Annotated in this window: 22 protein-coding genes, 1 tRNA gene and 1 pseudogene; 14 read left to right on the plus strand and 10 right to left on the minus strand. The window is 60.8% G+C overall.

What is annotated here, in order from left to right; translation table 11 throughout:
• The first annotated feature begins 89 nt into the window (after window positions 1–89).
• Both M1B35_RS32190 and M1B35_RS08940 read left to right on the plus strand, forming a co-directional pair.
• A complete protein-coding gene (locus M1B35_RS32190; RefSeq protein WP_425273400.1) occupies window positions 90–845 on the plus strand; it encodes a methyl-accepting chemotaxis protein in 756 nt (251 codons plus the stop codon).
• A gap of 82 nt (window positions 846–927) precedes the next feature.
• The gene (locus M1B35_RS08940) at window positions 928–2280 is read left to right on the plus strand and encodes a CoA transferase (protein WP_268261718.1); all 1353 of its coding nucleotides are present in this window, start codon (window positions 928–930) and stop codon (window positions 2278–2280) included.
• 25 nt (window positions 2281–2305) lie between these two features.
• Here the strand turns inward: M1B35_RS08940 and arcD (M1B35_RS08945) are convergent, their stop codons facing one another.
• Window positions 2306–3733, minus strand: a complete 1428-nt coding sequence (gene arcD, locus M1B35_RS08945; RefSeq protein WP_123328568.1) for an arginine-ornithine antiporter — start codon at window positions 3731–3733, stop codon at window positions 2306–2308.
• Between the two features lie 450 nt (window positions 3734–4183).
• Between arcD (M1B35_RS08945) and arcD (M1B35_RS08950) the strand changes: the two genes are divergently transcribed.
• From arcD (M1B35_RS08950) to M1B35_RS09005, 12 genes are all read left to right on the plus strand, one after another.
• The gene (gene arcD / locus M1B35_RS08950) at window positions 4184–5611 is read left to right on the plus strand and encodes an arginine-ornithine antiporter (protein WP_268261719.1); all 1428 of its coding nucleotides are present in this window, start codon (window positions 4184–4186) and stop codon (window positions 5609–5611) included.
• A gap of 34 nt (window positions 5612–5645) precedes the next feature.
• Window positions 5646–6902: an arginine deiminase gene (arcA, locus tag M1B35_RS08955; RefSeq protein WP_123328570.1), complete on the plus strand. Its 1257-nt coding sequence runs from the start codon at window positions 5646–5648 to the stop codon at window positions 6900–6902.
• Window positions 6903–6968: 66 nt separating this feature from the next.
• Complete coding sequence (locus M1B35_RS08960; RefSeq protein ID WP_123328571.1) at window positions 6969–7979, plus strand: ornithine carbamoyltransferase; 1011 nt, start codon at window positions 6969–6971, stop codon at window positions 7977–7979.
• 109 nt (window positions 7980–8088) lie between these two features.
• Window positions 8089–9018: a carbamate kinase gene (arcC, locus tag M1B35_RS08965; RefSeq protein WP_268261720.1), complete on the plus strand. Its 930-nt coding sequence runs from the start codon at window positions 8089–8091 to the stop codon at window positions 9016–9018.
• 70 nt (window positions 9019–9088) lie between these two features.
• Window positions 9089–9448, plus strand: a complete 360-nt coding sequence (locus tag M1B35_RS08970; RefSeq protein WP_123328573.1) for a DUF5064 family protein — start codon at window positions 9089–9091, stop codon at window positions 9446–9448.
• A 133-nt stretch (window positions 9449–9581) separates the two neighbouring features.
• A complete protein-coding gene (locus M1B35_RS08975) occupies window positions 9582–11090 on the plus strand; it encodes a sigma-54-dependent transcriptional regulator (protein WP_123328574.1) in 1509 nt (502 codons plus the stop codon).
• Between the two features lie 333 nt (window positions 11091–11423).
• Window positions 11424–11807, plus strand: a complete 384-nt coding sequence (gene gcvH, locus M1B35_RS08980; protein ID WP_123328575.1) for a glycine cleavage system protein GcvH — start codon at window positions 11424–11426, stop codon at window positions 11805–11807.
• Between the two features lie 9 nt (window positions 11808–11816).
• A complete protein-coding gene (gene gcvP / locus M1B35_RS08985; protein ID WP_268261721.1) occupies window positions 11817–14666 on the plus strand; it encodes an aminomethyl-transferring glycine dehydrogenase in 2850 nt (949 codons plus the stop codon).
• A gap of 107 nt (window positions 14667–14773) precedes the next feature.
• Window positions 14774–16150 (plus strand): L-serine ammonia-lyase, encoded by a 1377-nt coding sequence (locus tag M1B35_RS08990; protein ID WP_268261722.1) that lies wholly within the window; start codon window positions 14774–14776, stop codon window positions 16148–16150.
• Between the two features lie 41 nt (window positions 16151–16191).
• The gene (gene gcvT, locus M1B35_RS08995) at window positions 16192–17316 is read left to right on the plus strand and encodes a glycine cleavage system aminomethyltransferase GcvT (RefSeq protein WP_123328812.1); all 1125 of its coding nucleotides are present in this window, start codon (window positions 16192–16194) and stop codon (window positions 17314–17316) included.
• 392 nt (window positions 17317–17708) lie between these two features.
• Window positions 17709–17921 carry a cold-shock protein gene (locus M1B35_RS09000; RefSeq protein WP_007977299.1) on the plus strand — a complete coding sequence of 71 codons (213 nt, stop codon included), beginning with the start codon at window positions 17709–17711 and terminating at the stop codon, window positions 17919–17921.
• A gap of 94 nt (window positions 17922–18015) precedes the next feature.
• Window positions 18016–18504 carry an RDD family protein gene (locus tag M1B35_RS09005; RefSeq protein ID WP_123328578.1) on the plus strand — a complete coding sequence of 163 codons (489 nt, stop codon included), beginning with the start codon at window positions 18016–18018 and terminating at the stop codon, window positions 18502–18504.
• A 64-nt stretch (window positions 18505–18568) separates the two neighbouring features.
• Here M1B35_RS09005 and nadA read toward each other — a convergent pair whose 3' ends face one another.
• From nadA to tolR, 9 genes and pseudogenes are all read right to left on the minus strand, one after another.
• Complete coding sequence (gene nadA / locus M1B35_RS09010) at window positions 18569–19627, minus strand: quinolinate synthase NadA (protein ID WP_268261723.1); 1059 nt, start codon at window positions 19625–19627, stop codon at window positions 18569–18571.
• Window positions 19628–19899: 272 nt separating this feature from the next.
• Window positions 19900–19975, minus strand: a tRNA-Lys gene (locus M1B35_RS09015).
• A 63-nt stretch (window positions 19976–20038) separates the two neighbouring features.
• Window positions 20039–20740: a 7-cyano-7-deazaguanine synthase QueC gene (gene queC, locus M1B35_RS09020; protein ID WP_268261724.1), complete on the minus strand. Its 702-nt coding sequence runs from the start codon at window positions 20738–20740 to the stop codon at window positions 20039–20041.
• Between the two features lies 1 nt (window position 20741).
• Window positions 20742–21389, minus strand: coding sequence for a 7-carboxy-7-deazaguanine synthase QueE (gene queE / locus M1B35_RS09025; protein ID WP_123328581.1), 648 nt, complete (start codon window positions 21387–21389; stop codon window positions 20742–20744).
• A 166-nt stretch (window positions 21390–21555) separates the two neighbouring features.
• Window positions 21556–22380 (minus strand): tol-pal system protein YbgF, encoded by an 825-nt coding sequence (gene ybgF / locus M1B35_RS09030; protein WP_123328582.1) that lies wholly within the window; start codon window positions 22378–22380, stop codon window positions 21556–21558.
• A gap of 6 nt (window positions 22381–22386) precedes the next feature.
• Entirely contained in the window at window positions 22387–22884 is a 498-nt protein-coding gene (gene pal / locus M1B35_RS09035; protein WP_003178634.1) for a peptidoglycan-associated lipoprotein Pal, read from the minus strand.
• A gap of 55 nt (window positions 22885–22939) precedes the next feature.
• Entirely contained in the window at window positions 22940–24220 is a 1281-nt protein-coding gene (tolB, locus tag M1B35_RS09040) for a Tol-Pal system beta propeller repeat protein TolB (RefSeq protein WP_185039096.1), read from the minus strand.
• 17 nt (window positions 24221–24237) lie between these two features.
• Window positions 24238–25318: pseudogene (tolA, locus tag M1B35_RS09045) on the minus strand (cell envelope integrity protein TolA).
• Entirely contained in the window at window positions 25318–25770 is a 453-nt protein-coding gene (gene tolR, locus M1B35_RS09050) for a protein TolR (protein ID WP_123328585.1), read from the minus strand. Before tolR ends, tolA begins: the two are co-directional and overlap by 1 nt.

The following is a 25770-nucleotide window of genomic DNA, read 5'->3' on the forward strand; positions in this document are numbered from 1 at the left end:
CGACCATTGCCCAGATCAAGCAAAGCATCACCGATGCCCGGGGCACCGCCGACCAGTCCTCGGCCATCGCCCGGCAGACCAGCGAAGGCATGCAGGTGCAGTTCCGCGAGATCGACCAGGTGGCCACCGCCTCCAATGAAATGAGCGCCACCGCCCATGACGTCGCCAACAGCGCCTCCAACGCGGCCCAGGCGGCACGCGGCGCTGACCAGTCGGCCAAAGAAGGCATGACCATCATCGAACGCAGCACCCGGGACATCAGCCTGCTCGCCGATGAAGTCAGCAAGGCGGTGACCGAGGTCGAGGCCCTGGCGGTCAACAGCGAACAGATCGGTTCGGTGCTGGAAGTGATCCGCAGCATCGCCGAACAGACCAACCTGCTGGCGCTGAACGCCGCCATCGAAGCCGCCCGGGCCGGGGAAAGCGGCCGCGGATTTGCCGTGGTCGCCGATGAAGTGCGCAACCTGGCCAAGCGCACCCAGGATTCGGTGGAGGAAATTCGCCTGGTGATCGAGCGCATCCAGAGCGGCACCCGGGGCGTGGTGGCGACCATGCACTCGAGTCAGAGCCAGGCGCAGAACAACGCCGGACAAATCCAGCAAGCGGTCCAGGCCCTGGGCAAGATCAGTGACGCGGTGACCGTAATCAGTGACATGAACCTGCAGATCGCCAGCGCCGCCGAACAACAAAGCGCAGTGGCCGAGGAGGTCAACCGCAACGTCTCGGCGATTCGCAGCGTCACCGAAACCCTCACCGAACAGGCCACCGAGTCGGCGCAGATCAGCAGCCAGCTCAATGCCCTGGCCAACCACCAGATGAAGCTGATGGATCAGTTCCGGGTGTAAAAAAACCGCCCTGGTCAAACGCGGATTCTCGACAGCCAGGGCGTTTCGGGGTGCAATGCCTCTCCGTTTCGGAGGGCCTGCCATGACCGCTGTGCTGACATCCATGCAAACCGCGCTGGGCCTGCCCACCGTGCCCCTGCAACAGACCGGCGAGGGCGCCCTGCCCTCGGCGTTCGCGGTGACCGACCTGGCCTGCGCCAGCCTGGCCGCCGCCGGCCAGGCCCTGAGCGAACTGCTGCACAGCCAGACCAGGCGCCGGCCCGTCGTCAGCGTCGACCGGCGCCTGGCCTCCTTCTGGTTCTCCAGTTCCCTGCGCCCCATCGGCTGGAGCGTGCCGCCCCTGTGGGACCCGATTGCCGGCGACTACCCGACCCGCGATGGCTGGATCCGCCTGCACACCAATGCCCCCCATCACCGCGCTGCCGCCGAACGCGTATTGGGGCCCGCCAGCGAGCGCCCGAGCATGGCGGCCAAGGTGGCGCAATGGAACAAGGGCGAGCTGGAACAGGCGGTGGTCGAGGCCGGTGGCTGCGCCGCCGAAATGCGCGCCTGGCAAGACTGGCAGGCCCACCCGCAAGGCCGTGCGGTGAACGCCGAAGCGTTGGTGCAATTCGCTCCCCACACCCTTGAACGGCAACGCCACTGGAGCGGTTCGACGGCCCGGCCCCTGGCCGGGATCAAGGTGCTGGACCTGACCCGCGTGCTTGCCGGCCCCACGGCCAGCCGCTTTCTGGCCGGGCTCGGTGCCGATGTCTTGCGCCTTGACCCGCCCCATTGGAACGAACCCGGGGTGGTCCCGGAAATGACCCTGGGCAAGCGTTGCGCCCGCCTCGATTTGCATGTGGCGGCCGACCGAGCCACCTTCGAGCACCTGCTGGCCGAAGCCGACATTCTGATCCATGGCTACCGCGCTGATGCCCTGGAACGCCTCGGCTACGGCGCCGAGGAACGCCAACGCCTGGCCCCGGGCCTGATCGACGTCAGCCTCAATGCCTATGGCTGGAGTGGCCCGTGGCAGCAGCGCCGGGGGTTCGACAGCCTGGTGCAGATGAGCTGTGGCATGGCCGACGCCGGCATGGCCTGGAAGCAGGCGCAGCAGCCGGTTCCGCTGCCGGTGCAGGCCCTGGACCATGCCACCGGCTACCTGATGGCGGCGAGCGCGCTGCGAGCCCTGACCGAGCAGTTGCAGAGCGGAGTGGGCCGTTCGGCGCGCCTGTCCCTGGCGCGTACCGCAAAACTGCTGATGGATCACCCAAGCCTCCCTCAAGAGCCTGCACTCCGGGCCGAAGAGCCCGCAGATCAGGGGCTATTGCTGGAGGCCACCGGTTGGGGCCCGGCCCATCGCCTGCACGTGCCGCTACACATCAGCGGCACGCCTTTGCAATGGGCCTGCCCGGCCGTGGACCTGGGCTCACACCGGGCCCAGTGGTGGTGACGTCGACGGCCAAGACGGCCTCGACTTACAAGGCTAATACGCCGCTGTACAAACCGTAGGCCGCCAGCCCCGCGCCCACCACCACCGCGGCAAAAATCAAGCGCTCGATCGGGGTGAACAAGGCCTGGCCCTGTTCACGCTTAGCCTTGGCGAAGAGGATCACGCCGGGGGCATACAGCAGCGCCGAGAGCAGCAGGTACTTGAGCCCGCCGGCGTACAGCAACCAGACCGCGTAACTCAAGGCAATGGCCCCGATAAACAGGTCCTTGAACCGCTCCCGGGACGCACGCTCGTAGGTTTCACCGCGCCCGCTGAGTAACACCGCATAGGCCGCCGACCACAGGTAAGGCACCAGGATCATCGACGACGCCAGGTAGATCAGGCTGGTGTAGGTGCCCGCCGAAAACAGGGTGATGAGCAAAAAAACCTGGATCATGCTGTTGGTCAGCCAGAGAGCGTTGACCGGTACATGGTTGGCGTTTTCCTTGGTCAGGAACGCCGGCATGGTCTTGTCGCGGGCGGTGGAAAAGAGGATTTCCGCACACAACAAGGCCCAGGACAGCAGCGCCCCCAGCAGGGAGATGGCCAGGCCGATGCTGATCAGCAAGGCTCCCCAAGGGCCGACGATGTGCTCCAGCACCGCCGCCAGGGATGGGTTCTGCAACTGGGCCAGTTGCGGCTGGCTCATGATCCCCAGCGACAACACATTGACCAGCACCAGCAACGCCAGCACCCCGACAAAACCGATCACCGTGGCGCGGCCGACATCGGCGCGCTTCTCGGCCCGGGCGGAGTAGACGCTGGCGCCCTCGATGCCGATAAAGACGAACACCGTGACCAGCATCATGTTGCGCACCTGGTCCATCACACTGCCGAAATTAGGGTTGCTGCGGCCCCAGATATCGCGAGTGAAAATCTCCGCCTTGAACGCCACGGCCGCAATCACGATGAACATCAGCAGCGGGACAATCTTCGCCACGGTGGTCAGTTGATTGATGAACGCCGCCTCCTTTATCCCGCGCAACACCAGGAAATGCACGGCCCACAGCAACAATGAAGCACCCGCAATGGCCACTGGGGTGTTGCCTTGGCCGAACACCGGGAAAAAGTAGCCCAGGGTGCTGAACAGCAGGACGAAGTAGCCGACGTTGCCCAGCCAGGCACTGATCCAGTAGCCCCAGGCAGACGAGAACCCCATGTAGTCGCCAAACCCGGCCTTGGCATAGGCGTAGACCCCGGAATCCAGCTCGGGCTTGCGGTTGGCCAGGGTCTGGAACACGAAAGCCAGGGTCAGCATGCCCACCGCAGTGATACCCCAACCGATCAGGACCGCGCCCGCATCAGCCCGGGCCGCCATGTTCTGCGGCAGGGAAAAGATCCCGCCACCAATCATCGAGCCCACCACCAAGGCGATCAGGGCACCGAGTCGAAGTTTTTGCGCCGGTTGTGACATCCCTTTCCCGCCTCCATTAGTCGATCTGGCAATAAAACTACACCCAACTAAGCAACTACGACACATCAGTCTTTAAATGACCCAAGTCAATTAACGCTCATTCTTATGACTGCCCATGAGTTGCGTGGGTAAAGGCATTGAATAGTCGGGAGTTTTTATTGAGTGATGTACTAATTGCCATCACCGCAGTTAACCGACTGGATACTTTCAAGATACTTGCACATTCGAGAAAACGAACTAGCGTCAACCCTCGACGCTAATGAGAAGGCATTTTATTAGCGGATCAAGAAGCCTCTAGGATGCGCTTCTTCAGCCTGCCATCCAAGACAGACAGGTTTCTTAAGTCGTTCATTATCAATGGAATGTAGCGATGAACTGATCTAAGTCAGTGGGTTGAACACTCACAGTTTTACTCTGACGCCTCTCCTCTCCTGCAAACGGAGTCATGCAATGTCTGACACTCCCGGAAAATTACGGCTGGGCGCATTAGTTGCCCTGGTAGTCGGTTCAATGATTGGTGGTGGGATCTTTTCCCTCCCGCAAAACATGGCCGCCAGTGCTGATGTAGGCGCCGTTCTTATTGGTTGGGCTATTACGGCCGTGGGCATGTTGACCCTGGCCTTTGTGTTCCAGACCCTGGCCAATCGCAAGCCGGATCTTGACGGTGGGGTGTATGCCTACGCCAAGGCCGGGTTCGGCGACTACATGGGTTTCTCGTCCGCCTGGGGCTACTGGATCAGCGCCTGGCTGGGCAACGTTGGCTACTTCGTCTTGCTGTTCAGCACCCTGGGCTACTTCTTCCCGATCTTTGGCGAGGGCAATACCCCCGCTGCGGTGATCGGCGCCTCGGTGCTGCTGTGGGCCGTGCATTTCCTGGTGCTGAGGGGGATCAAGGAAGCCGCGTTTATCAACCTGGTGACCACCGTGGCCAAGGTGGTGCCACTGGTGCTGTTCGTGCTGATCGCGCTGTTCGCCTTCAAGCTGGACATCTTCACCGCGGATATCTGGGGCGTGAAGAACCCGGACTTGGGCAGCGTGATGAACCAGGTGCGCAACATGATGCTGGTCACCGTCTGGGTGTTCATTGGCATCGAGGGTGCGAGCATCTTTTCGTCCCGGGCGGAAAAACGCTCGGACGTGGGCAAGGCCACCGTTATCGGCTTCATCACCGTGCTGCTGTTCCTGGTGCTGGTGAACGTGCTGTCCCTGGGGATCATGACTCAGCCGGAACTGGCCAAGCTGCAGAACCCGTCCATGGCCGCGGTGCTGGAGCACGTGGTGGGGCACTGGGGGGCGGTGCTGATCAGCGTCGGCCTGATCATCTCGTTGCTGGGAGCGTTGCTGTCGTGGGTGCTGCTGTGTGCGGAGATCATGTTCGCCGCCGCCAAGGACCACACCATGCCTGAGTTCCTGCGCCGGGAAAACGCCAACCAGGTACCGGCCAACGCCCTGTGGCTGACCAACGCCATGGTGCAGATTTTCCTGGTCATCACCCTGTTCTCGGCCAGCACCTACCTGTCGCTGATCTACCTCGCCACCTCGATGATTCTGGTGCCCTACCTGTGGTCGGCGGCGTACGCCGTGCTGCTGGCGGTGCGCGGCGAAACCTACGAACAAGCCCTGGGTGAGCGCAAGAAAGACCTGTTGATCGGCGGCATCGCGCTGATCTACGCGATCTGGCTGCTCTACGCCGGCGGGGTCAAATACCTGCTGCTCTCCGCCCTGCTCTATGCGCCGGGCGTGATCCTGTTCGCCAAGGCCAAGCTGGAGCTGCACAAACCGATTTTCACCCACGTCGAGAAGCTGATTTTCGCTGCGGTAGTCGCAGGCGCCCTGGTGGCGGCCTACGGACTCTACGACGGCTTCCTGACCCTGTAATACCCCCCGATTGTGTCTCTGGAGGATCACGAGAATGACCACGGAAAAAGTGAAGTACGGCGTCCACTCCGAAGCCGGCAAACTGCGCAAAGTCATGGTTTGCTCCCCCGGCCTGGCCCATCAGCGGCTGACCCCGAACAACTGCGACGAACTGCTGTTCGACGATGTGCTCTGGGTCGCCCAGGCCAAGCGCGACCACTTCGACTTCGTCACCAAGATGCGCGAGCGGGACATCGATGTGCTGGAAATGCACAACCTGCTGACGGACATCGTTGCCATCCCCGAAGCGCTGGACTGGATCCTCGAACGCAAGATCACCGCCAACCAGGTGGGCCTGGGCCTGGTCAATGAAGTCGGCTCCTGGCTGCGCAGCCTGGAACCGCGCAAGGTCGCCGAGTACCTGATTGGCGGGGTGTCCGCCGATGACCTGCCCAACAGCTTCGGCGGCAAGACCATCGAGATGTTTCGCGATTTCCTCGGCCACTCCAGCTTTATCCTGCCGCCCCTGCCCAACACCCAGTTCACCCGGGACACCACCTGCTGGATCTACGGCGGCGTGACCCTGAACCCGATGTACTGGCCGGCACGACGCCAGGAAACCCTGCTGGCCAGCGCCATCTACAAGTTCCACCCCGAGTTCACCCACGCCGACTTCCAGATCTGGTACGGCGACCCGGACCAGCAACACGGCAATGCCACCCTTGAAGGCGGCGACGTAATGCCCATCGGCAACGGTGTGGTGTTGATCGGCATGGGCGAGCGCTCCTCACGCCAGGCCATCGGCCAGTTGGCGCTGAATCTGTTCAAGCACAAGGCTGTGGAGCGAGTGATCGTCGCCGGCCTGCCGAAATCCCGTGCCGCCATGCACCTGGACACCGTGTTCAGCTTCTGCGACCGCGACCTGGTCACCGTCTTCCCGGAAGTGGTGAGCCAGATCGTCGCCTTCACCCTGCGCCCTGACGAAAGCAAACCCGGCGGCATCGACATCCGCCGTGAAGACACCAGCTTCATCGACACCGTGGCCGCGGCCCTCAACCTCAAGACCCTGCGCGTGGTGGAAACCGGCGGCAACGCCTTCGCCGCCGAGCGCGAGCAATGGGACGACGGCAACAACGTGGTGGCCGTGGAGCCGGGCGTGGTCATCGGCTACGACCGCAATACCTACACCAACACCTTGCTGCGCAAGGCCGGGGTGGAAGTCATCACCATCAGCGCCGGTGAACTGGGACGCGGCCGCGGCGGCGGTCACTGCATGACCTGCCCGATCATCCGCGACCCGATCGATTACTAACCTTTTAACCCAGGCCGCCCCTTATCCAGTGCGCTGGGGGATAACCGAAACCCAAGGAGATCCAAAATGGCGTTCAACATCCACAACCGCAATTTGCTGAGCCTGGAACACCATACTCCACGCGAATTGCGCTACCTGCTGGACCTGTCCCGCGACCTGAAGCGCGCCAAGTACACTGGCACCGAGCAGCAGCACCTCAAGGGCAACAACATCGCCCTGATCTTCGAAAAAACCTCCACCCGTACCCGCTGCGCCTTCGAAGTGGCGGCCTACGATCAGGGCGCCAACGTCACCTACATCGACCCCAATTCGTCACAGATCGGCCACAAGGAAAGCATGAAGGACACTGCGCGCGTGCTGGGGCGTATGTACGACGCCATCGAGTACCGCGGCTTCAAGCAGGAAATCGTCGAGGAACTGGCGAAATTCGCCGGGGTGCCAGTGTTCAATGGCCTGACCGACGAATATCACCCGACGCAAATGATTGCCGACGTGCTGACCATGCGCGAACACGCCGACAAGCCGATCCACGAGATTAGCTACGCCTACCTCGGCGACGCCCGCAACAATATGGGCAATTCCCTGTTGCTGGTGGGCGCCAAGCTCGGCATGGACGTGCGCATCTGCGCGCCCAAGGCCCTGTGGCCCCATGACGATCTGGTGGGCCGCTGCAAAAAATACGCGGAGGAAAGCGGCGCGCGCATCACCCTCACCGAAGACCCGAAAGCCGCGGTCAAGGGTGTGGACTTCATCCACACCGATGTCTGGGTGTCCATGGGCGAGCCGGTGGAAGCCTGGGCCGAACGCATCGAGCAATTGCTGCCTTACCAGGTCAACGCCGACCTGATGAAGGCCACCGGCAACCCGCGGACCAAGTTCATGCACTGCCTGCCGGCCTTCCATAACAGCGACACCAAGGTCGGCAAACAGATCGCCGAGCAGTACCCGCACCTGGCCAACGGCATCGAGGTCACCGACGACGTGTTTGAGTCCCCAGCCTGCATCGCCTTCGAGCAAGCGGAAAACCGCATGCACACCATCAAGGCGATCCTGGTCTCGACCCTGGCCGACCTCTAACCCGCCCCTTAGGCTCTGGTTTGCCAGCGATAACCGATCCCGCATTCCCGTTGCCGGACGCGGGATCGCCGGCAAGCCGGCTTCTACATGCCTCTAGAAGGACTGCATTATGCGTATCGTCGTTGCACTGGGCGGTAACGCCCTGCTCCGCCGCGGTGAACCCATGACCGCGGACAACCAGCGCGCCAATATCCGCATCGCCACCGAGCAGATCGCCAAGGTCCACCCCGGCAACCAACTGGTGATCGCCCACGGCAATGGTCCGCAAGTGGGCCTGCTGTCGCTGCAGGCGGCGGCCTATACCCAGGTTTCGCCCTATCCGCTGGACGTACTGGGCGCCGAAACCGAAGGCATGATCGGCTACATCATCGAACAGGAACTGGGCAACCTGCTGGACTTCGAAGTGCCCTTTGCCACCTTGCTGACCCAGGTCGAAGTGGACCCCAAGGACCCGGCCTTCAAGAACCCGAGCAAACCCATTGGCCCGGTCTACGACAAGGACGAGGCCGAGCGCCTGGCCAAGGAAAAAGGCTGGGCCATCGCGCCCGACGGTGACAAATTCCGCCGAGTGGTGGCCAGCCCGAGACCCAAGCGCATCTTCGAGATCCGCCCGATCAAGTGGCTGCTGGAAAAAAGTAGCATCGTGATCTGCGCCGGCGGTGGCGGCATTCCCACCATGTATGGCGAAGACGGCAAGCTCAAAGGCATTGAGGCCGTGATCGACAAGGACCTGTGTTCAGCGCTGTTGGCCGAACAACTGGAAGCCGACCTGCTGGTGATCGCCACCGACGTCAACGCAGCCTTTATCGACTTCGGCAAGCCGACGCAGAAAGCCATTGCACAGGCCCATCCGGATGACATGGAGACGCTGGGCTTTGCCGCCGGGTCCATGGGGCCCAAGGTCCAGGCCGCCTGCGAGTTCGCCCGGCACACTGGAAAAGTCGCCGTGATCGGTTCACTCTCGGACATCGAGGCGATCGTCCAGGGCAAGGCCGGTACCCGCATCAGCACCGCCCAGCCCGGGATCAGCTACCTGTAAAACAGCACCCAGAACCGCAGGGGCGGGCCCCGGCTCCGCCCCTCTTCACTGCCTTGAAGGAGAGACGCCTATGGCCACGTTCGAGCCCGGTCACCTGCATATCCAACGTGCACCTCTGCAACCCGGCGACTTTGGTTACGACATCAAGATCGACTACGAAGTGGTGCACGACCCCAAGGAAGGCAGCGCCATGCACTTCACCATGCACGGTGAAATCCAGGAAAAACCCTTCAAGGAAGAATTCACCCTGCCCAAGGACCTGGCCTACAACTTCGCCAGCGAAGCCTTCCATGTCGCGGTCAAGTACGGCATCCCGAAAAACGCCGACCTGCGCTCCATGCACGGTCACTACGACCGGATGTTCGAAGACATTCGCGAGCAACTTCACGCCAAGCCCGGCGACCCGGTCAAACCGGAACACCTGGAATAACCCCCGCAACTGGCGCATGAGCCGGTCGGCGGAACACCGCGCGAGCGGCTCATGGGGTTTCGGCGATTTCGACTAAGGCTCTTGCCCAAGGCATACTGGCGCCCTTCAGTGGTCCAGAAGCCTCAGTCGCCCCATGCGTATCCACGTCAGCTTTATCGACCGCGTCGGCATCACCCAGGAAGTCCTGGCCCTGCTCGGCGGACGCAACCTCAACCTGGATGCGGTCGAGATGGTGCCGCCCAACGTCTATATCGACGCCCCGACCCTGAGCCCCCAAGTGCTGGAGGAACTGCGCGACGCGCTGTTCAGCGTGCGCGGCGTGCAGGCGGTGACGGTGGTCGACATCCTCCCCGGGCAACGCCGCCACCTGCAACTCGATGCCCTGCTGGCGGCGATGACCGACCCGGTGCTGGCCCTAGACAGCGCCGGCAAGGTGCTGCTGGCCAACCCGGCCCTGATCGCCCTGTGCGGCCGTGAGCCGGCGGGGGAAAGCATCGCTGAGGTGTTCAACGATCCGGCACTGCTCGACACCCTGCTGGAGCAGGGCTTTCGCCTGCCCCTGCGCGAGATCATCCTCGATGGCCAGACCCTGCTGCTGGATGCCACGCCGATCACCGACGCCGGTGCCCTGTTGACCCTGTACCAACCCAACCGCATCGGCGAACGCCTGTCGGCCCTGCACCACGATCACGCCGAAGGCTTTGATGCCTTGCTCGGCGAGTCCCCGGCGATCCGCACCCTCAAGGCGCGGGCACAGCGGGTGGCAGCCCTGGATGCACCGCTGCTGATCCAGGGCGAAACCGGCACCGGCAAAGAGCTGGTGGCCCGTGCCTGCCACGCCATCAGCGCCCGGCACAGCGCCCCATTCCTGGCCCTGAACTGCGCGGCGCTCCCGGAAAACCTGGCCGAAAGCGAACTCTTCGGTTACGCCCCGGGGGCCTTCACCGGCGCCCAACGCGGCGGCAAACCGGGGCTGATGGAGTTGGCCAACCAGGGCACGGTGTTTCTGGATGAAATTGGCGAAATGTCGCCGTACCTGCAGGCCAAGCTCTTGCGGTTTCTCAACGACGGCAGCTTCCGCCGGGTCGGCGGCGACCGCGAGATCAAGGTCAATGTGCGCATCCTCAGCGCCACCCACCGTGATCTGGAAAAGATGGTCAGCGAAGGCAGCTTTCGCGAAGACCTGTTCTACCGCCTCAATGTGCTGAATGTCGAAGTGCCGCCGCTGCGCGAGCGCGGGCAAGACATCCTGTTGCTGGCCCGCTATTTCATGCAGCAGGCCTGCGCGCAGATCCAGCGCCCGGTGTGCCGCCTGACCCCGGGCACTTACCCGGCGCTGCTGGGCAACCGCTGGCCGGGCAACGTGCGGCAACTGCAGAACGTGATCTTTCGCGCTGCGGCGATCTGCGAAAGCAACCTGGTGGACATCGGCGACCTGGACATTGCCGGCACCTCGGTGGCTCGGCAGAACGACGTCGAAGTCGAAAGCCTGGAACAGGCCGTGGAAGCCTTCGAGAAAGAGCTGCTAGAGAACCTCTACGTCAACTACCCCTCGACCCGGCAACTGGCCAACCGCCTGCAAACCTCCCATACCGCCATCGCCCACCGCCTGCGCAAATACGGCATTCCCAACAAAGCCTGACTCAACCCGATTCACGTGGATCGGGTTGCAAATCCGCTCTGAAAGCGACGTTCACTGTACTGAAAGCGCTACAGCGGAACGATATCAATACACCCCGCCGCAACCTGCACTCTCCAAGGCTTTGATCCACATGGACTTTTTTCTTGGGCTCCGAGCGTAGCGATTTCGCTACAGCTGCTTTCTTTAGCATGGCCCACAAAAAACTCAAGCCATTGATTTATAACGAATAATAAACATTGGCCGCGTTCTTGCTATGGACATTGCCATTCAGCTCGGCCCTGCACGAGCATTTAATCGCGTCCACCAGACGAGTCTGGCCCTTGAGGAGTTCCCATGAGCGAGTTGCGTTTCACTGAAGATCACGAATGGCTGCGTACCGAAGCCGATGGCAGCGTCACGGTCGGCATCACGGCTTTCGCCCAGAACGCCTTGGGGGATGTGGTGTTTGTGCAACTGCCTGAACTGCAACGCTACGAAAAGGGCGCAGAAGCCGCCACTGTGGAGTCAGTGAAAGCCGCCAGCGGTGTGTACATGCCTTTGGACGGCGAAGTGGTCGCCACCAACCCGGCCCTGGAAGACAGCCCCGAGCTGGTCAATGAAGCACCACTGGGGGAAGGCTGGTTCTTCCGCTTCATCCCTGCGGACGCCGCCGCTGTCGGCCAACTGCTGGATCAAGACGCCTACGACCGTCTGATCAAAGCCAACGCCGACGCCTGAGGAGCCGCCATGACGATTAATCTGAGCACCGCCAACGAATTCATCGCACGCCACATCGGCCCGCGCCAGGGCGACGAGCAGGCCATGCTCAACAGCCTCGGCTTCGACTCCCTGGAAGCCTTGAGCGCCAGCGTCATCCCCGAGAGCATCAAGGGCACCAGCGTGCTGGAGCTGGGTGCCGGGCAGAGCGAAGCCGATGCCCTGGCCGCGATCAAAGCCATCGCCGCCCACAACCAACTGTTCAAGACCTACATCGGCCAGGGCTACTACAGTTGCCACACGCCGTCGCCGATTCTGCGCAACCTCCTGGAAAACCCGGCCTGGTACACCGCCTACACCCCTTACCAGCCCGAAATTTCCCAAGGCCGCCTGGAAGCCCTGCTGAACTTCCAGACCCTGATCAGCGACCTCTCCGGCCTGCCGATTGCCAACGCTTCCCTGCTCGACGAGGCCACCGCGGCCGCCGAAGCCATGACGTTCTGCAAGCGCCTGAGCAAGAACAAAGGCAGCCACGCCTTCTTCGCTTCTGTGCATTGCCACCCGCAAACCCTGGACGTACTGCGTACCCGTGCCGAGCCTTTGGGCATTGATGTGGTGGTGGGCGATGAGCGTCAACTGACCGATGTCAGCCCGTTCTTCGGCGCCCTGCTGCAGTACCCGGCGAGTAACGGTGACCTGTTCGACTACCGCGAGCTGACGGAGCGCTTCCACACCGCCAACGCCTTGGTCGCGGTGGCCGCCGACCTGCTGGCCCTGACCCTGCTGACCCCACCGGGCGAGTTCGGCGCCGACGTGGCCATCGGCAGCGCACAACGCTTTGGTGTGCCCCTGGGCTTTGGCGGCCCGCACGCGGCGTACTTCTCTACCCGCGACGCCTTCAAGCGCGACATGCCCGGCCGCCTGGTAGGCGTCTCGGTGGACCGTTTCGGCAAGCCGGCCCTGCGCCTGGCCATGCAGACCCGCGAGCAGCACATCCGCCGCGAGAAGGCCACCAGCAACATCTGCACCGCCCAGGTCCTGCTGGCCAACATCGCCAGCATGTACGCCGTGTATCACGGTCCCAAGGGCCTGACCCAGATTGCCCAGCGCATTCATCACCTGACCGCGATCCTGGCCAAGGGCTTGAAGGACCTGGGGCTTTCGGTGGAACAGGCACACTTCTTCGACACCCTGAGCCTGTACACCGGTGCCCGCACCGCCACGCTGCACGACAAGGCTCGTGCCCAACGCATCAACCTGCGGGTCATCAACGCTGAGCGTCTGGGCCTGTCCCTGGACGAGACCAGCAGCCAGGCCGATGTTGAAGCCCTGTGGGGCTTGTTGACCGACGGCCAGGCGCTGCCGGATTTCGCCGCCCTCGCCGCCTCCGTGGCCAGCAGCATTCCGGCCACCCTGGTGCGTCAGTCGCCGATCCTCAGCCACCCGGTGTTCAATCGCTATCACTCGGAAACCGAGCTGATGCGCTACCTGCGCAAGCTGGCGGACAAGGATCTGGCCCTGGATCGCACCATGATCCCGCTGGGCTCCTGCACCATGAAACTCAACGCCGCCAGCGAAATGATCCCGGTGACCTGGGCCGAGTTCGGTGCCCTGCACCCGTTCGCGCCAGCCGAGCAAAGCGCCGGCTACCAGCAACTGACCGATGAACTGGAGGCGATGCTTTGCGCTGCCACCGGCTACGACGCCGTGTCACTGCAGCCCAACGCGGGCTCCCAGGGCGAATACGCCGGCCTGCTAGCCATCCGTGCCTATCACCAGAGCCGTGGCGATGACCGTCGCGACATTTGCCTGATCCCCTCCTCCGCCCACGGCACCAACCCGGCCACCGCCAACATGGCCGGCATGCGCGTGGTGGTCACTGCGTGCGACGCCCGTGGCAACGTGGATATCGAAGACCTGCGCGCCAAGGCCATCGAGCATCGCGAACACCTCGCCGCTCTGATGATCACCTACCCCTCGACCCATGGCGTGTTCGAAGAAGGCATCCGCGAAATCTGCGGGATCATTCACGACAACGGCGGCCAGGTGTACATCGATGGCGCCAACATGAACGCCATGGTCGGCCTCTGCGCCCCGGGCAAGTTCGGCGGCGACGTGTCCCACCTGAACCTGCACAAGACCTTCTGCATTCCCCACGGCGGTGGCGGTCCGGGCGTTGGCCCGATCGGTGTCAAATCCCACCTGGCGCCCTTCCTTCCTGGCCACGCGGCCATGGGACGCAAGGAAGGCGCGGTGTGTGCGGCACCGTTCGGCAGCGCGAGCATCTTGCCGATCACCTGGATGTACATCCGCATGATGGGCGGCGCCGGCCTCAAACGCGCCTCGCAGTTGGCAATCCTGAATGCCAACTACATTTCCCGGCGCCTGGAAGAGCACTACCCAGTGCTCTACAGCGGCAGCAACGGCCTGGTGGCCCACGAATGCATCCTCGACCTGCGTCCCCTGAAGGACAGCAGCGGCATCAGCGTTGATGACGTGGCCAAGCGCCTGATCGACTTTGGCTTCCACGCACCGACCATGTCATTCCCGGTGGCCGGCACCTTGATGATCGAGCCGACCGAGAGTGAGTCCAAAGAAGAACTGGATCGCTTCTGCGACGCCATGATTCGCATCCGCGAAGAAATCCGCGCGGTGGAAAGCGGCGCTCTGGACAAGGACGACAACCCACTGAAAAACGCGCCACACACGGCCGCCGAACTGGTGGGCGAATGGTCCCATCCGTACAGCCGCGAGCAGGCCGTCTACCCTGTGGCATCGCTGATCGAAGGCAAATACTGGCCGCCGGTTGGCCGGGTCGACAACGTGTTCGGCGACCGCAACCTGGTGTGTGCGTGCCCGTCGATCGAGAGTTACGTGTAAAGCAGTTGCAAGGGGCAAGTTTCAAGCTGCAAGTTAGAAGCCCAATGGCGCTTTCTTGCAGCTTGTCGCTTGCTGCCGCCCGCATAACAAGAAACCGGAGAACTCCCATGTCCCTGAGTGTGTTCGACCTGTTCAAGATTGGCATCGGCCCCTCCAGTTCCCACACCGTTGGCCCGATGCGCGCGGCGGCACGCTTTGCTGAAGGCTTGCCCCGGGACGGGCTGCTGGCCAGTACTCAGTGCATCAAAGTCGAGCTGTACGGCTCACTGGGCGCCACGGGCAAAGGCCACGGCAGCGACAAGGCCGTGCTGCTGGGGTTGGAAGGTGAACACCCGGACACCGTGAACACCGAAAACGTCGCCACCCGCCTGCTGGATATCCGCAGCAGCGGCCGCCTTAACCTGCTTGGTGAACACACCATTGTGTTCAACGAGAAAGAACATCTGGCAATGATCCGCAAGCCGCTGGCCTATCACCCCAACGGCATGATCTTTCGCGCTTTCGACGCCGCCGGCATCCAGGTCCGCAGCCGCGAGTACTACTCGGTTGGTGGCGGTTTTGTCGTGGATGAAGACGCCGCCGGCGCCGACCGCATCGTCGAAGACGCCACGCCCCTGACCTTCCCGTTCAAAAGCGCCAAGGACCTGTTGTTGCATTGCAGCACCTACGGGCTGTCCATCAGCCAGGTGATGCTGACCAATGAAAGTGCCTGGCGCCCGGAAGCACAAACCCGCGCCGGCCTGCTGCATATCTGGCAAGTCATGCAGGACTGTGTGGATGCAGGTTGTCGCAACGAGGGGATCCTGCCCGGTGGCCTCAAGGTCAAACGCCGCGCCGCAGCCCTGCACCGGCAATTGTGCAAGAACCCCGAGGCGGCGCTGCGCGATGCCTTGTCGGTGCTGGATTGGGTCAACCTCTATGCGCTGGCGGTCAATGAAGAAAACGCCAACGGCGGGCGCGTGGTCACCGCGCCCACCAATGGTGCAGCCGGCATCGTCCCGGCGGTGCTGCATTACTACATGCGTTTTATTCCCGGTGCCAATGAAGACGGTGTGGTGCGGTTTCTGCTCACCGCGGCCGCCATCGGGATTCTCTACAAGGAAAACGCCTCGATCTCCGGCGCCGAGGTCGGCTGCCAAGGGGAAGTGGGCGTTGCCTGTTCCATGGCCGCAGGCGCCCTTTGCGAAGTTCTGGGCGGCACTGTGCAACAAGTGGAAAACGCTGCCGAAATCGGCATGGAACACAACCTGGGCCTGACCTGCGACCCGATTGGCGGGCTGGTGCAGGTACCGTGCATCGAGCGCAACGCCATGGGCTCGGTCAAGGCGATCAACGCCGTGCGCATGGCATTGCGGGGCGACGGGCAGCATTTCGTCTCCCTGGACAAAGTCATCCGCACCATGCGCCAGACCGGCGCCGACATGAAAAGCAAATACAAGGAAACCGCCCGCGGCGGTTTGGCCGTCAACATTATCGAGTGCTGATGCGGGTAACGCCGGATCGCGCCTATTTTCAGGAGCTGAACATGTCCACCGAATCACTGTTGAAAACTCCGCTGCACGCCCTGCACCTTGAGCTGGGCGCCCGCATGGTGCCGTTCGCCGGCTACGACATGCCGGTGCAGTACCCACTGGGCGTGATGAAAGAACACCAGCACACCCGCGAGCACGCCGGGCTCTTCGACGTGTCCCACATGGGGCAGATCCGCCTGAGCGGCGCCAACGCCGCCCAGGCCCTGGAAACCCTTGTGCCGGTGGACATCATCGACCTGCCCGTGGGCATGCAGCGCTACGCCATGTTCACCAACGACCAGGGCGGCATTCTCGATGACCTGATGGTCGCCAACCTGGGGGACGATCAGCTGTTTTTGGTGGTCAACGCCGCCTGCAAGGATCAAGACCTGGCCCACCTGCGCCAGCACATCGGCGAGCAATGCGAGATTCAGCCACTGTTCGAAGAACGCGCCCTGCTGGCTCTGCAAGGCCCGGCAGCGGTCACGGTGCTGGCGCGCCTTGCCCCTGAAGTGGCAAGCATGACCTTTATGCAGTTCAAGCCGGTCAAGCTCCAGGGCATCGACTGTTTCGTCAGCCGTTCGGGCTACACCGGCGAAGATGGATTCGAAATCTCCGTACCCGCGGCCGCTGCCGAAGCCCTGGCCCGCACCCTGTTGGCTGAGCCGGAAGTCGCGGCCATTGGCCTGGGCGCCCGCGACTCCCTACGCCTGGAGGCCGGCCTATGCCTCTATGGCCACGATATGAATAGCGACACCACGCCGATCCAGGCCAGCCTGCTTTGGGCCATCTCCAAGGCACGTCGCGCCGATGGCACACGGGCAGGTGGCTTCCCTGGCGCCGAGACGATCTTTGCCCAGCAGCAAGCTGGCGTGGACCACAAACGTGTCGGCCTGTTGCCACAGGAGCGCACACCTGTGCGTGAAGGCGCAGAGATCGTCAACGAAGCAGGAACGGTGATTGGCCGTGTTTGCAGCGGCGGTTTCGGGCCGACACTGGGCAGCCCGTTGGCCATGGGTTACGTCGACAGCCAATACTCGGCACTTGATACGCCGGTTTGGGCAATTGTTCGTGGGAAAAAGGTATCAATGCTTGTAAGTAAAATGCCATTTGTAGCTCAACGCTACTATCGAGGCTGACGGACTGTTTCTATAAGTAACGCGACTGCGTTAAAAGTGCACTAATCTGTAACGCGGCCGCCATAAAACAGTGCATATTTTCACAATCGAACTGTACTTATAACAGTCCTATACAATTGAACGACGCTATCGAATAAGCCCCGCCCTCCAGCCCCGGCAAACCTCATCAAGCTGAGTAAAACCGGGGGGTTCGCGGGGCTTGTTTTTTCTCCTGTAGTTGGCGTAGAGTTTCCCCACTGTGTTTGCATGGGTCGCTTGGAATCGTGACCTGGGCAGTAGCCAACAAGTTTGCTACAACCCGTTCGACGTCTCTTACTTTCCTGCAACCCAGCCCAGTACTCTTTCATGAGAAAGAGACTGTCATTAATTTTTAGTGTCAAAGGAAATAAGAAATGTCCCAACGTCAGAGCGGTACCGTCAAGTGGTTTAACGACGAGAAAGGTTTTGGTTTTATCACTCCAGAAAGCGGTCCGGATCTGTTCGTGCACTTCCGCGCCATTCAGGGCAACGGCTTCAAAAGTCTGAAAGAAGGCCAGAAAGTGACCTTCATCGCTGTGCAGGGCCAAAAAGGCATGCAAGCAGACGAAGTACAAGCTGAAGCTTAATCGTCTGTAACGAAAAAGCCCCTGATGCTGACATCAGGGGCTTTTTTGTGCGCGCAATTCCGTAAAATGGCTTCTTTTTTCTCGAGAGCCCGTCATGCCGAAACCTCTGCTAAGCCCCCAAGGCGAGTTTCCTGCCGCCGGCCTGGGCCGTCGCCTGGCAGCGATGTTCTATGATTTTCTGCTGTGCACGGCCCTGCTGATCGTCACAGGCGGCGTCTACAAGCTGATTCAGATGCAGATCATCGGCGAAAGCAAAATGCGCGCACTGACCGAATCCGGCGCCCTGGACGGCGATCCGCTCTACTCCACCGTGCTACTGCTGGTGCTCTTTGGTTTTTTCGCCAAGTTCTGGACCCATTCCGGGCAGACCCTGGGCATGCAGGTCTGGGGCATTCGCGTACAGAACACCGATGGCAGCCCTATCAGCCTGTGGCAGGCGCTGCTGCGCTTTATGGTGTCGATGGCGTCGTGGCTGTGCGCGGGGCTGGGATTCTTCTGGGTCTTGGTGGACAAGCAACAGCGCGCCTGGCACGACATCTATTCCGACAGTCGAATCGTGCGTATCCCCAAACAGAAAAAATAACCCGCCGCTTACAAAAAACGCCCCGAACTGTCGGGGCGTTTTCATTGGTGCGGACAAAAACCGATCAGGCGTTGCCGGCCAGCTTCATCCGCGCGGCCTGAGTGAAGTCCAGCATGCGTTTGAGCGGGCGAATCGCCTGGGGAATCAGCGCCGGGTCGACGAAGATTTCATTGCTACCCTCACGCAGGCACTGCAGGGTGCGCTCCAGGGTGTTCATGGCCATCCAAGGGCAGTGGGCACAGCTACGGCACGCTGCGCCGTTACCCGCTGTAGGGGCCTCGATAAACACCTTGTCGGGGCACAGCTGCTGCATCTTGTAGAAAATGCCGCGGTCGGTGGCCACGATAAAGGTCTTGTTCGGCAGGCGTTGTGCCGCTGCGATCAATTGGCTGGTGGAACCCACCGCATCCGCCAATTCGATCACCGAAGTCGGAGACTCCGGGTGCACCAGAATCGCCGCATCCGGATAGAGCGCCTTCATGTCTTCCAATTGCTTGGACTTGAACTCCTCGTGAACGATGCAGGCACCGTCCCAGAGCAGCATGTCGGCGCCGGTCTGGCGCTGAATATAGGTGCCTAGGTGCTTGTCAGGGCCCCAGATGATGGTTTCGCCGTTATCCATCAGGCTTTCGACGATTTCCAGGGCACAGCTGGAGGTCACGACCCAATCGGCCCGCGCCTTGACCGCTGCGGAGGTGTTGGCATACACCACCACCGTGCGCTCGGGATGCTGGTCACAAAACGCCGAGAAGTCCTCCACCGGGCAACCCAGGTCCAGCGAACAGGTGGCCTCCAGCGTCGGCATCAACACACGCTTTTCCGGGTTGAGGATCTTGGCGGTCTCGCCCATGAAACGTACGCCGGCCACCACCACGGTCTTGGCCGGATGAGCGTTGCCGAAGCGGGCCATTTCCAGGGAATCGGAAACACAGCCACCGGTTTCTTCGGCCAGGGCCTGAATCACCGGATCGCAGTAGAAATGGGCAACCAGCACCGCATCCTGAGCCTTGAGCTCAGCAGCGATAGCCGCGCGTAAATGGGATTCTTCGGCCGCAGTCAGTGGTTTGGGCTGCTTGGCGTCGAGGTGGGCTTGAACCAGAAGGCGTTCAGAAATTTGCGTCATGTTCGCAAGACCTGCAGGCGCTAGGGGCGCGAAAGTCGAGTGTACCACCGGCTCCGGACCGTTCAGAGGCCCCGCCGGGAGAGTGAGTTCATCAGGCACGGACAGCATTGAAGCTGGGCAAGGCTACAGAATATACCCGTTAGGCAACAGTGCATTCTAAGCAGTACCCGCGGCACAGGCCCCCGAGTGAGACGCTACAAAAACTCGGGGCAAAAAAAAATCCGGAAATCCGCATTTTCATGGGCCTTCCAGACTTTTAAAACAGCTAAAAATGGTGGGTCGTGTGGGATTCGAACCTACGACCAATTGGTTAAAAGCCAACTGCTCTACCAACTGAGCTAACGACCCGCTGTGTGGTGGCGCGTATAATACTGATTTCTAACGGGAATTCAACACCCAATATGAAAAAAATCAGAAATAACGTGTTGGGTCACTGATTCCGGCCGCAGCGAAGCCTTCAGCACGCAGGCGGCAGCTGTCGCATTTACGGCACGCACGCCCTTGATCGTCCGCCTGATAGCAGGAAACTGTCAGGGCGTAATTGACCCCCAACCCTACCCCTGCCTTGACGATGTCGGCCTTGCTGAGGTTCTGCAGCGGTGCCTGAATGCGGAACCCCTGCCCTTCTACACCGGCCTTGGTCGCGAGGTTAGCCATACGCTCGAACGCCTCGACAAACTCAGGACGGCAATCCGGGTAGCCGGAATAATCCACGGCGTTCACGCCGATAAAGATGTCACGAGCCCCCAGGACCTCCGCCCAGCCCAGGGCCAGGGACAGGAACACGGTATTGCGAGCCGGTACATAAGTGACGGGAATGCCTTCGCTGGGCGCCTCAGGCACATCAATGGAGCTGTCCGTCAGGGCTGAACCGCCGATACCGTCCAGATTGAGACCAATGACCTTATGCTCGATCACGCCCAAATTTCGCGCTACACGCTCAGCAGCCTGCAACTCGGCACGATGGCGCTGACCGTAGTCAAAACTCATGGTGTAGCAGCTGAAGCCTTTGGCTCGGGCCATTGCAACCACCGTCGCCGAATCAAGGCCGCCAGATAGCAGGATCACTGCACGCTTTTCGCTCGTAGCTTGATGTGGTTGTTGATCTGTCATTTCAGCGCCCCGGCTCATCATTCCAAAGGTATTTATGCAGCTGCAATTGCAAGCGTACTGGCAAGTTGTCAGCGACCACCCAATCAGCCAGGTCACGAGCATTCAAGTCGTGATGGCTAGGCGAAAACAACACTTCGCCAGCCCGTTGCTCGAGGCCGAACTGGATCAGCTTGGAAACGGCCCAGTCATAGTCCTCACGGGAGCAGATCACAAACTTGACCTGGTCATTGGGCGTCAACAGCTCGATGTTCTCGTAGCGGTTGCGGTGCGCCTCTTTCGAACCCGGCGTCTTGAGATCCAGCACGCGGCTCACGCGAGGGTCCACCGCTGCAATATCCAGGGCGCCACTGGTCTCCAGCGACACCTCATAACCGGCATCACAGAGTTGTTTGAGCAAAGGAATGGCATTGGGTTGCGCCAGTGGCTCGCCACCGGTCACGCAAACGTAGCGCGGGCGGAAGCCGGCAACCTGCTCAAGGATGTCCTCAAGGGTACGGATAGTGCCGCCGCTGAACGCATAGGCACTGTCGCAGTATTGGCAACGCAACGGGCAACCGGTCAGGCGCACAAATACAGTGGGCAGGCCAGCGGTCCGAGTTTCACCCTGCAACGAGTAAAAAACTTCGGTAATTCTCAATGTGTCTTGCATAGTCGCCACGGGCGTAACAGCTAAACAGGCTGTCCGCCTCCGTCAGGCACTTCAAGAAACCCCGCCAACGCGCAGATCTCAGGAAGCGTGTTTCATAAAAAGGGCGTGGATTCTAACGAAAAAACCCGCGACAAGCGCAGGTTTCTTCAAAACGGCTCAAGCTCGGTTACATGCGTTGTAAATCGCGCTGAGCCAACTGAGCTGCGGAAGTACCCGGATATTGGGCTACCACCTGCTGCAGAATGCCTTTGACCCGGTCGGCATGACCCAGCCGGCGCTCTACATCAGCCAATTTGTACAGCGAGTCCGGCACCTTGGCGTGCTTAGGGTAAAGCTGGGAGACTTTGGCAAAGGCCTGGCCAGCACCTTGCAAGTCACCCTTGGCCAAGTTCACCTCACCCAACCAGTACTGGGCATTGCCCGCGTATTGGCTGTTGGGGTACTTGCGCAGGAAGGCCGAGAAAGCCTGGCTGGCCTTGTCGAAATCCTTGGCTTTGATCAGGTCGAAGGCAGCATCGTAATAGAGCTTTTCCTTCGCCGGGTCAGCCGGCTCGCTGCTCGCCGCTGGAGCCTGAGCAGGGGCTCCGGCAGCAGCACCGGCGGCGCTCATGTCGCCACCGGTTGAAGAATTATCAGGAGTGGCGGCAGGTGCAACACCGCTTCCAATGCGCCGATCAAGATCCTGGTAACGCTCCAGGTTTTCTTGCTTCATGCGCGAAACATCATTTTGCAGTACTTCGATCACACCTTGTTGCCGTGCGATTTGCTCCTGCATCTGCTGCAGTTGCTGGAACAGCTCGCCCTGTGCCGAGACAGGGGTCGAAACCCCTCCCCCGGCATAGGCGCCGTTCGTGCCATAACCCGCTGGCGGATAACTGCTCCCGCTATTGTTATAGCCGGAGTTGTTATCGACCACAGGAACCGCAGCCTGCGCCGCAAGCGGCGCGAGGCTGAGAGCCAAAATAGTTACAGCACGACGGCACGTTCGCATGACGAATTACTTACGCAGTTCGACGCGACGGTTTTGAGCCCAGGACTGCTCGTCGTTGCCGGTAGCAACTGGACGCTCTTCGCCGTAGGAAACCAGTTCCAGCTGAGCTGGGGAAACACCTTGCAGTACCAGGTAGCGCTGAACGGCTTTCGCACGACGCTCGCCCAGTGCCATGTTGTACTCACGAGTACCACGTTCGTCGGTGTTGCCTTCCAGAACAACGCGAGCGCCGTTTGCTTTCAGGTCTTTGGCGTGAACGTCCAGAGCGCGCATGGCTTCTGGCTTCAGGTCCGAGCTGTCGTATTCGAAGTAGAAAGTGGTGATAGCGCGCAGAGCAGCTTCTTCGCTCAGGGAGCCGTCAACAGCACCAGTGTTAGCGCCGTAACCGGCGTTTGGATCAACAGCGCCTTCGCCAGCGTTGTCGCCGCCTTTGGACGAGCAACCTACAGCTACAGCCATGGCCAGAGCCAGAGCAGCGAACTTACCAAACTTCAGCATTTCCATCGTGAAACTCCTAATGAACCCCAGTGTGTTAAGTAAAACGTGTAGCGCCGCCGCGTCAGTTCAGGTAAGGGGACCAGGAAGGTTCTCTGACTTCGCCTTGAGCGGTAGGAAGTGGGAGTCTCACTCGTCCATTGATAGAGACGAGCATCAAGACTCCCCGGCCTTGCTGGCGGGTGGCGTAGATTACCATGGTGCCGTTGGGCGCAACAGTAGGCGACTCATCAAGTGTGCTATCTGTAAGGATTTTTACGCTTCCACGTTGCAAATCCTGAGCCGCCACCTTGAAGTTAGTGAAGCCATCCTGCCGGTGAATCATCACCAAGGTCTTCTCGTCCGCCGAAAGTTTCGGGTTGGCGTTGTAGTTACCGATAAAGGTCACACGCTCCGCACCGCCGCCACCTGCGCTGGTTTTGTAGATCTGTGGCTTACCGCCACGGTCCGATGTGAAGTAGATGGTCGAGCCATCCTTGCCCCAGAACGGTTCGGTATTGATGCCCGGGCCGCTGGTCACGCGATTGATCTGGCGCGAACCTAGATTCATCACATAAATATCCGGATTACCGTCTTTGGACAGTACAAATGCCAGGCGCTGGCCATCTGGAGACCAGGCCGGAGCACCGTTCAGGCCTTCAAAGTTAGTGATCTGCTCACGACGACCAGTGTCGATGTGTTGAACGAAGATCCGCGGACGCTTCTGCTCGAACGACACATAGGCGATGCGCTTGCCATCCGGCGCGAAGCGCGGCGACAGGATCGGCTCACGGGATTGCAGCAGGGTCACGGCACGCGCACCGTCATAATCCGAACGCTGCAGGGTGTAACGAGTGTTTTTCTCGGAAAAACGCTCAGCCGTCACGTACAGCATGCGCGTCGAGAAGGCACCCTTGATGCCGGTGAGTTTCTCGAACGACTGGTCGGCAATGTAGTGCGACATGTCACGCAGTTGATCGGTGGTGCCCGACACGCTGCCGGTCAGCACTTGCTGCTCGGTGGCGACGTTGAACAGCGCGTATTGCACCTGCAGGCGACCGCCCGCTGGCACGATGCTGCCGACCATCACGTATTGCGCGCCCAAGGCCTTCCAGTCACGGAAAATGACTTCGCTGGCCTGAGTCGGCAGGCTGATCATGTTCTGCTTCGGAATCGGCGCGTAGTAGCCGGAGTTGCGCAGGTCATCACCGATGATCTGTGCCATGTCGTCTGGCAGCACGCTGCCGCCCTGCCAGCCGAAAGGCACAACGGCAATAGGCGTGGCTCGGTCACTGCCACTGGTGACCATAATGTTCTTTTCATCCGCTGCCGCTATCCCTGCCATACAGCAAATAACGACAAGCATTCCTCGAAGAAGGTTTCTCACAAGGCTAGATCCTCAGGTGTGAATGTCATCTTGAATGAACGATAGGGAGCGAAATCACTCGGTTTCATTCCCTGCATTTCTGTCAAACGCCCAATGTTCTTGACTGCCGCCACCGCCGAAGCGTCGAACGGACCATCACCACTAGGCTTGGCCACGGACACCGAAGTCACCGTGCCATCGGGCAACATGCCGATTTGCAACACGACCGTCATGCCTTTGCGTGCCGAAGGAGGACGTGCCCACCCTTCTGCCGCACGAGCACGAATCAGATCATCGAAACTGCCCGCGACTTCATCGCCCTGCTCATCGGCCAAGGCCTGCTGGCGCTGCGGCGTGTCGGAAAGCAAGTCAGCCAAGGCCTGGGCCTTTTTCTCTTCGGCTGATTTACGCGCGGCTTCCTGCGATTTTTTCTTCGCAGCATCGGCAGCGGCTTTCTTCTTCGCGTCTTCGGCGACTTTCTTCTTCGCCTCGTCAGCTTCAGCTTTCTTCTTGGCGTCTTCCGCGGCTTTTTTTCTTCGCGTCTTCTACGATCTTTTTCTTCGCGTCTTCAGCGGCCTTTTTCTTGGCCTCTTCTTCAGCGGCTTTCTTGGCTTCTTCTTCGGCCTTCTTCTTGGCTATATCAGCCAATTGTTTCTCTTCGGCCTTTTTCGCTTCCGCGGTCTTCTTGGCGTCCTCGGCTTTCTTGGCTTCATCAGCCTTTTTCGCTTCGTCCGCTTTCTTGGCCTCGTCAGCCTTTTTCGCTTCCTCGGCCTTTTGAGCCGACTCTTCTTTCTTTTGTTCCGCGGCCTTTATCGCTTCCTGCTCGACCTTCTTCTGCTCCATCTGCTCGACTTCGGTCTGGCGCGCGGCGGATTTCTTCGCCTCACCCGCAATCTTCTGATTGGTCTGGGTAGTCGCCTGACTTTTCGATTTCAGCTGATACAGGGTCGCCTGGACGATCGGCTTGGCCGGCGGCAACTCCGGGGTCATGGCAAAACTGACGAACAGCATGCCAAACACCAGGATGTGCAACGCTATCGCCCAGACACTAGGCCAGAAGTAGCTTTCCGAGGCGGACGGCTCTCGCTGTTGGTGCATCAGGGCGCCTCGGTAATCAGGCCAACGTTACCAACGCCGGCTTTCTGCAGGCCGCCCATGGCACCCATCACGGAGCCGTAGTCGACGGATTTGTCACCGCGAATGAACACCTGGGTGTGCTTGCCGCCTTCGTTACCGGCGCGAATGATCTTGGTCACCGCGTCAGTCATCTGGGGCAAGGTCATCGCCTTGTCCTGTTGCTTCTCGGTATCGACTTCGCTGCCAAGGTTCCAGTAATAGGTTTTGTCAGACTTGATCGAAATGGTCAGGACCTGGGTGTTGTTGTCCTGCGGCAAGGCTTCGCTGGAAACCTTGGGCAGATCGACTTTCACGCCCTGATTGAGCATCGGCGCGGTCACCATGAAGATAACCAGCAGTACCAACATCACGTCGATGTAGGGCACCACGTTCATCTCGGCAACCGGCTTGCGTTTTTGGCGAACTCGGGCCAT

The sequence above is a fragment of the Pseudomonas morbosilactucae genome (assembly GCF_023241665.1).
GTDB lineage: Bacteria > Pseudomonadota > Gammaproteobacteria > Pseudomonadales > Pseudomonadaceae > Aquipseudomonas > Aquipseudomonas morbosilactucae.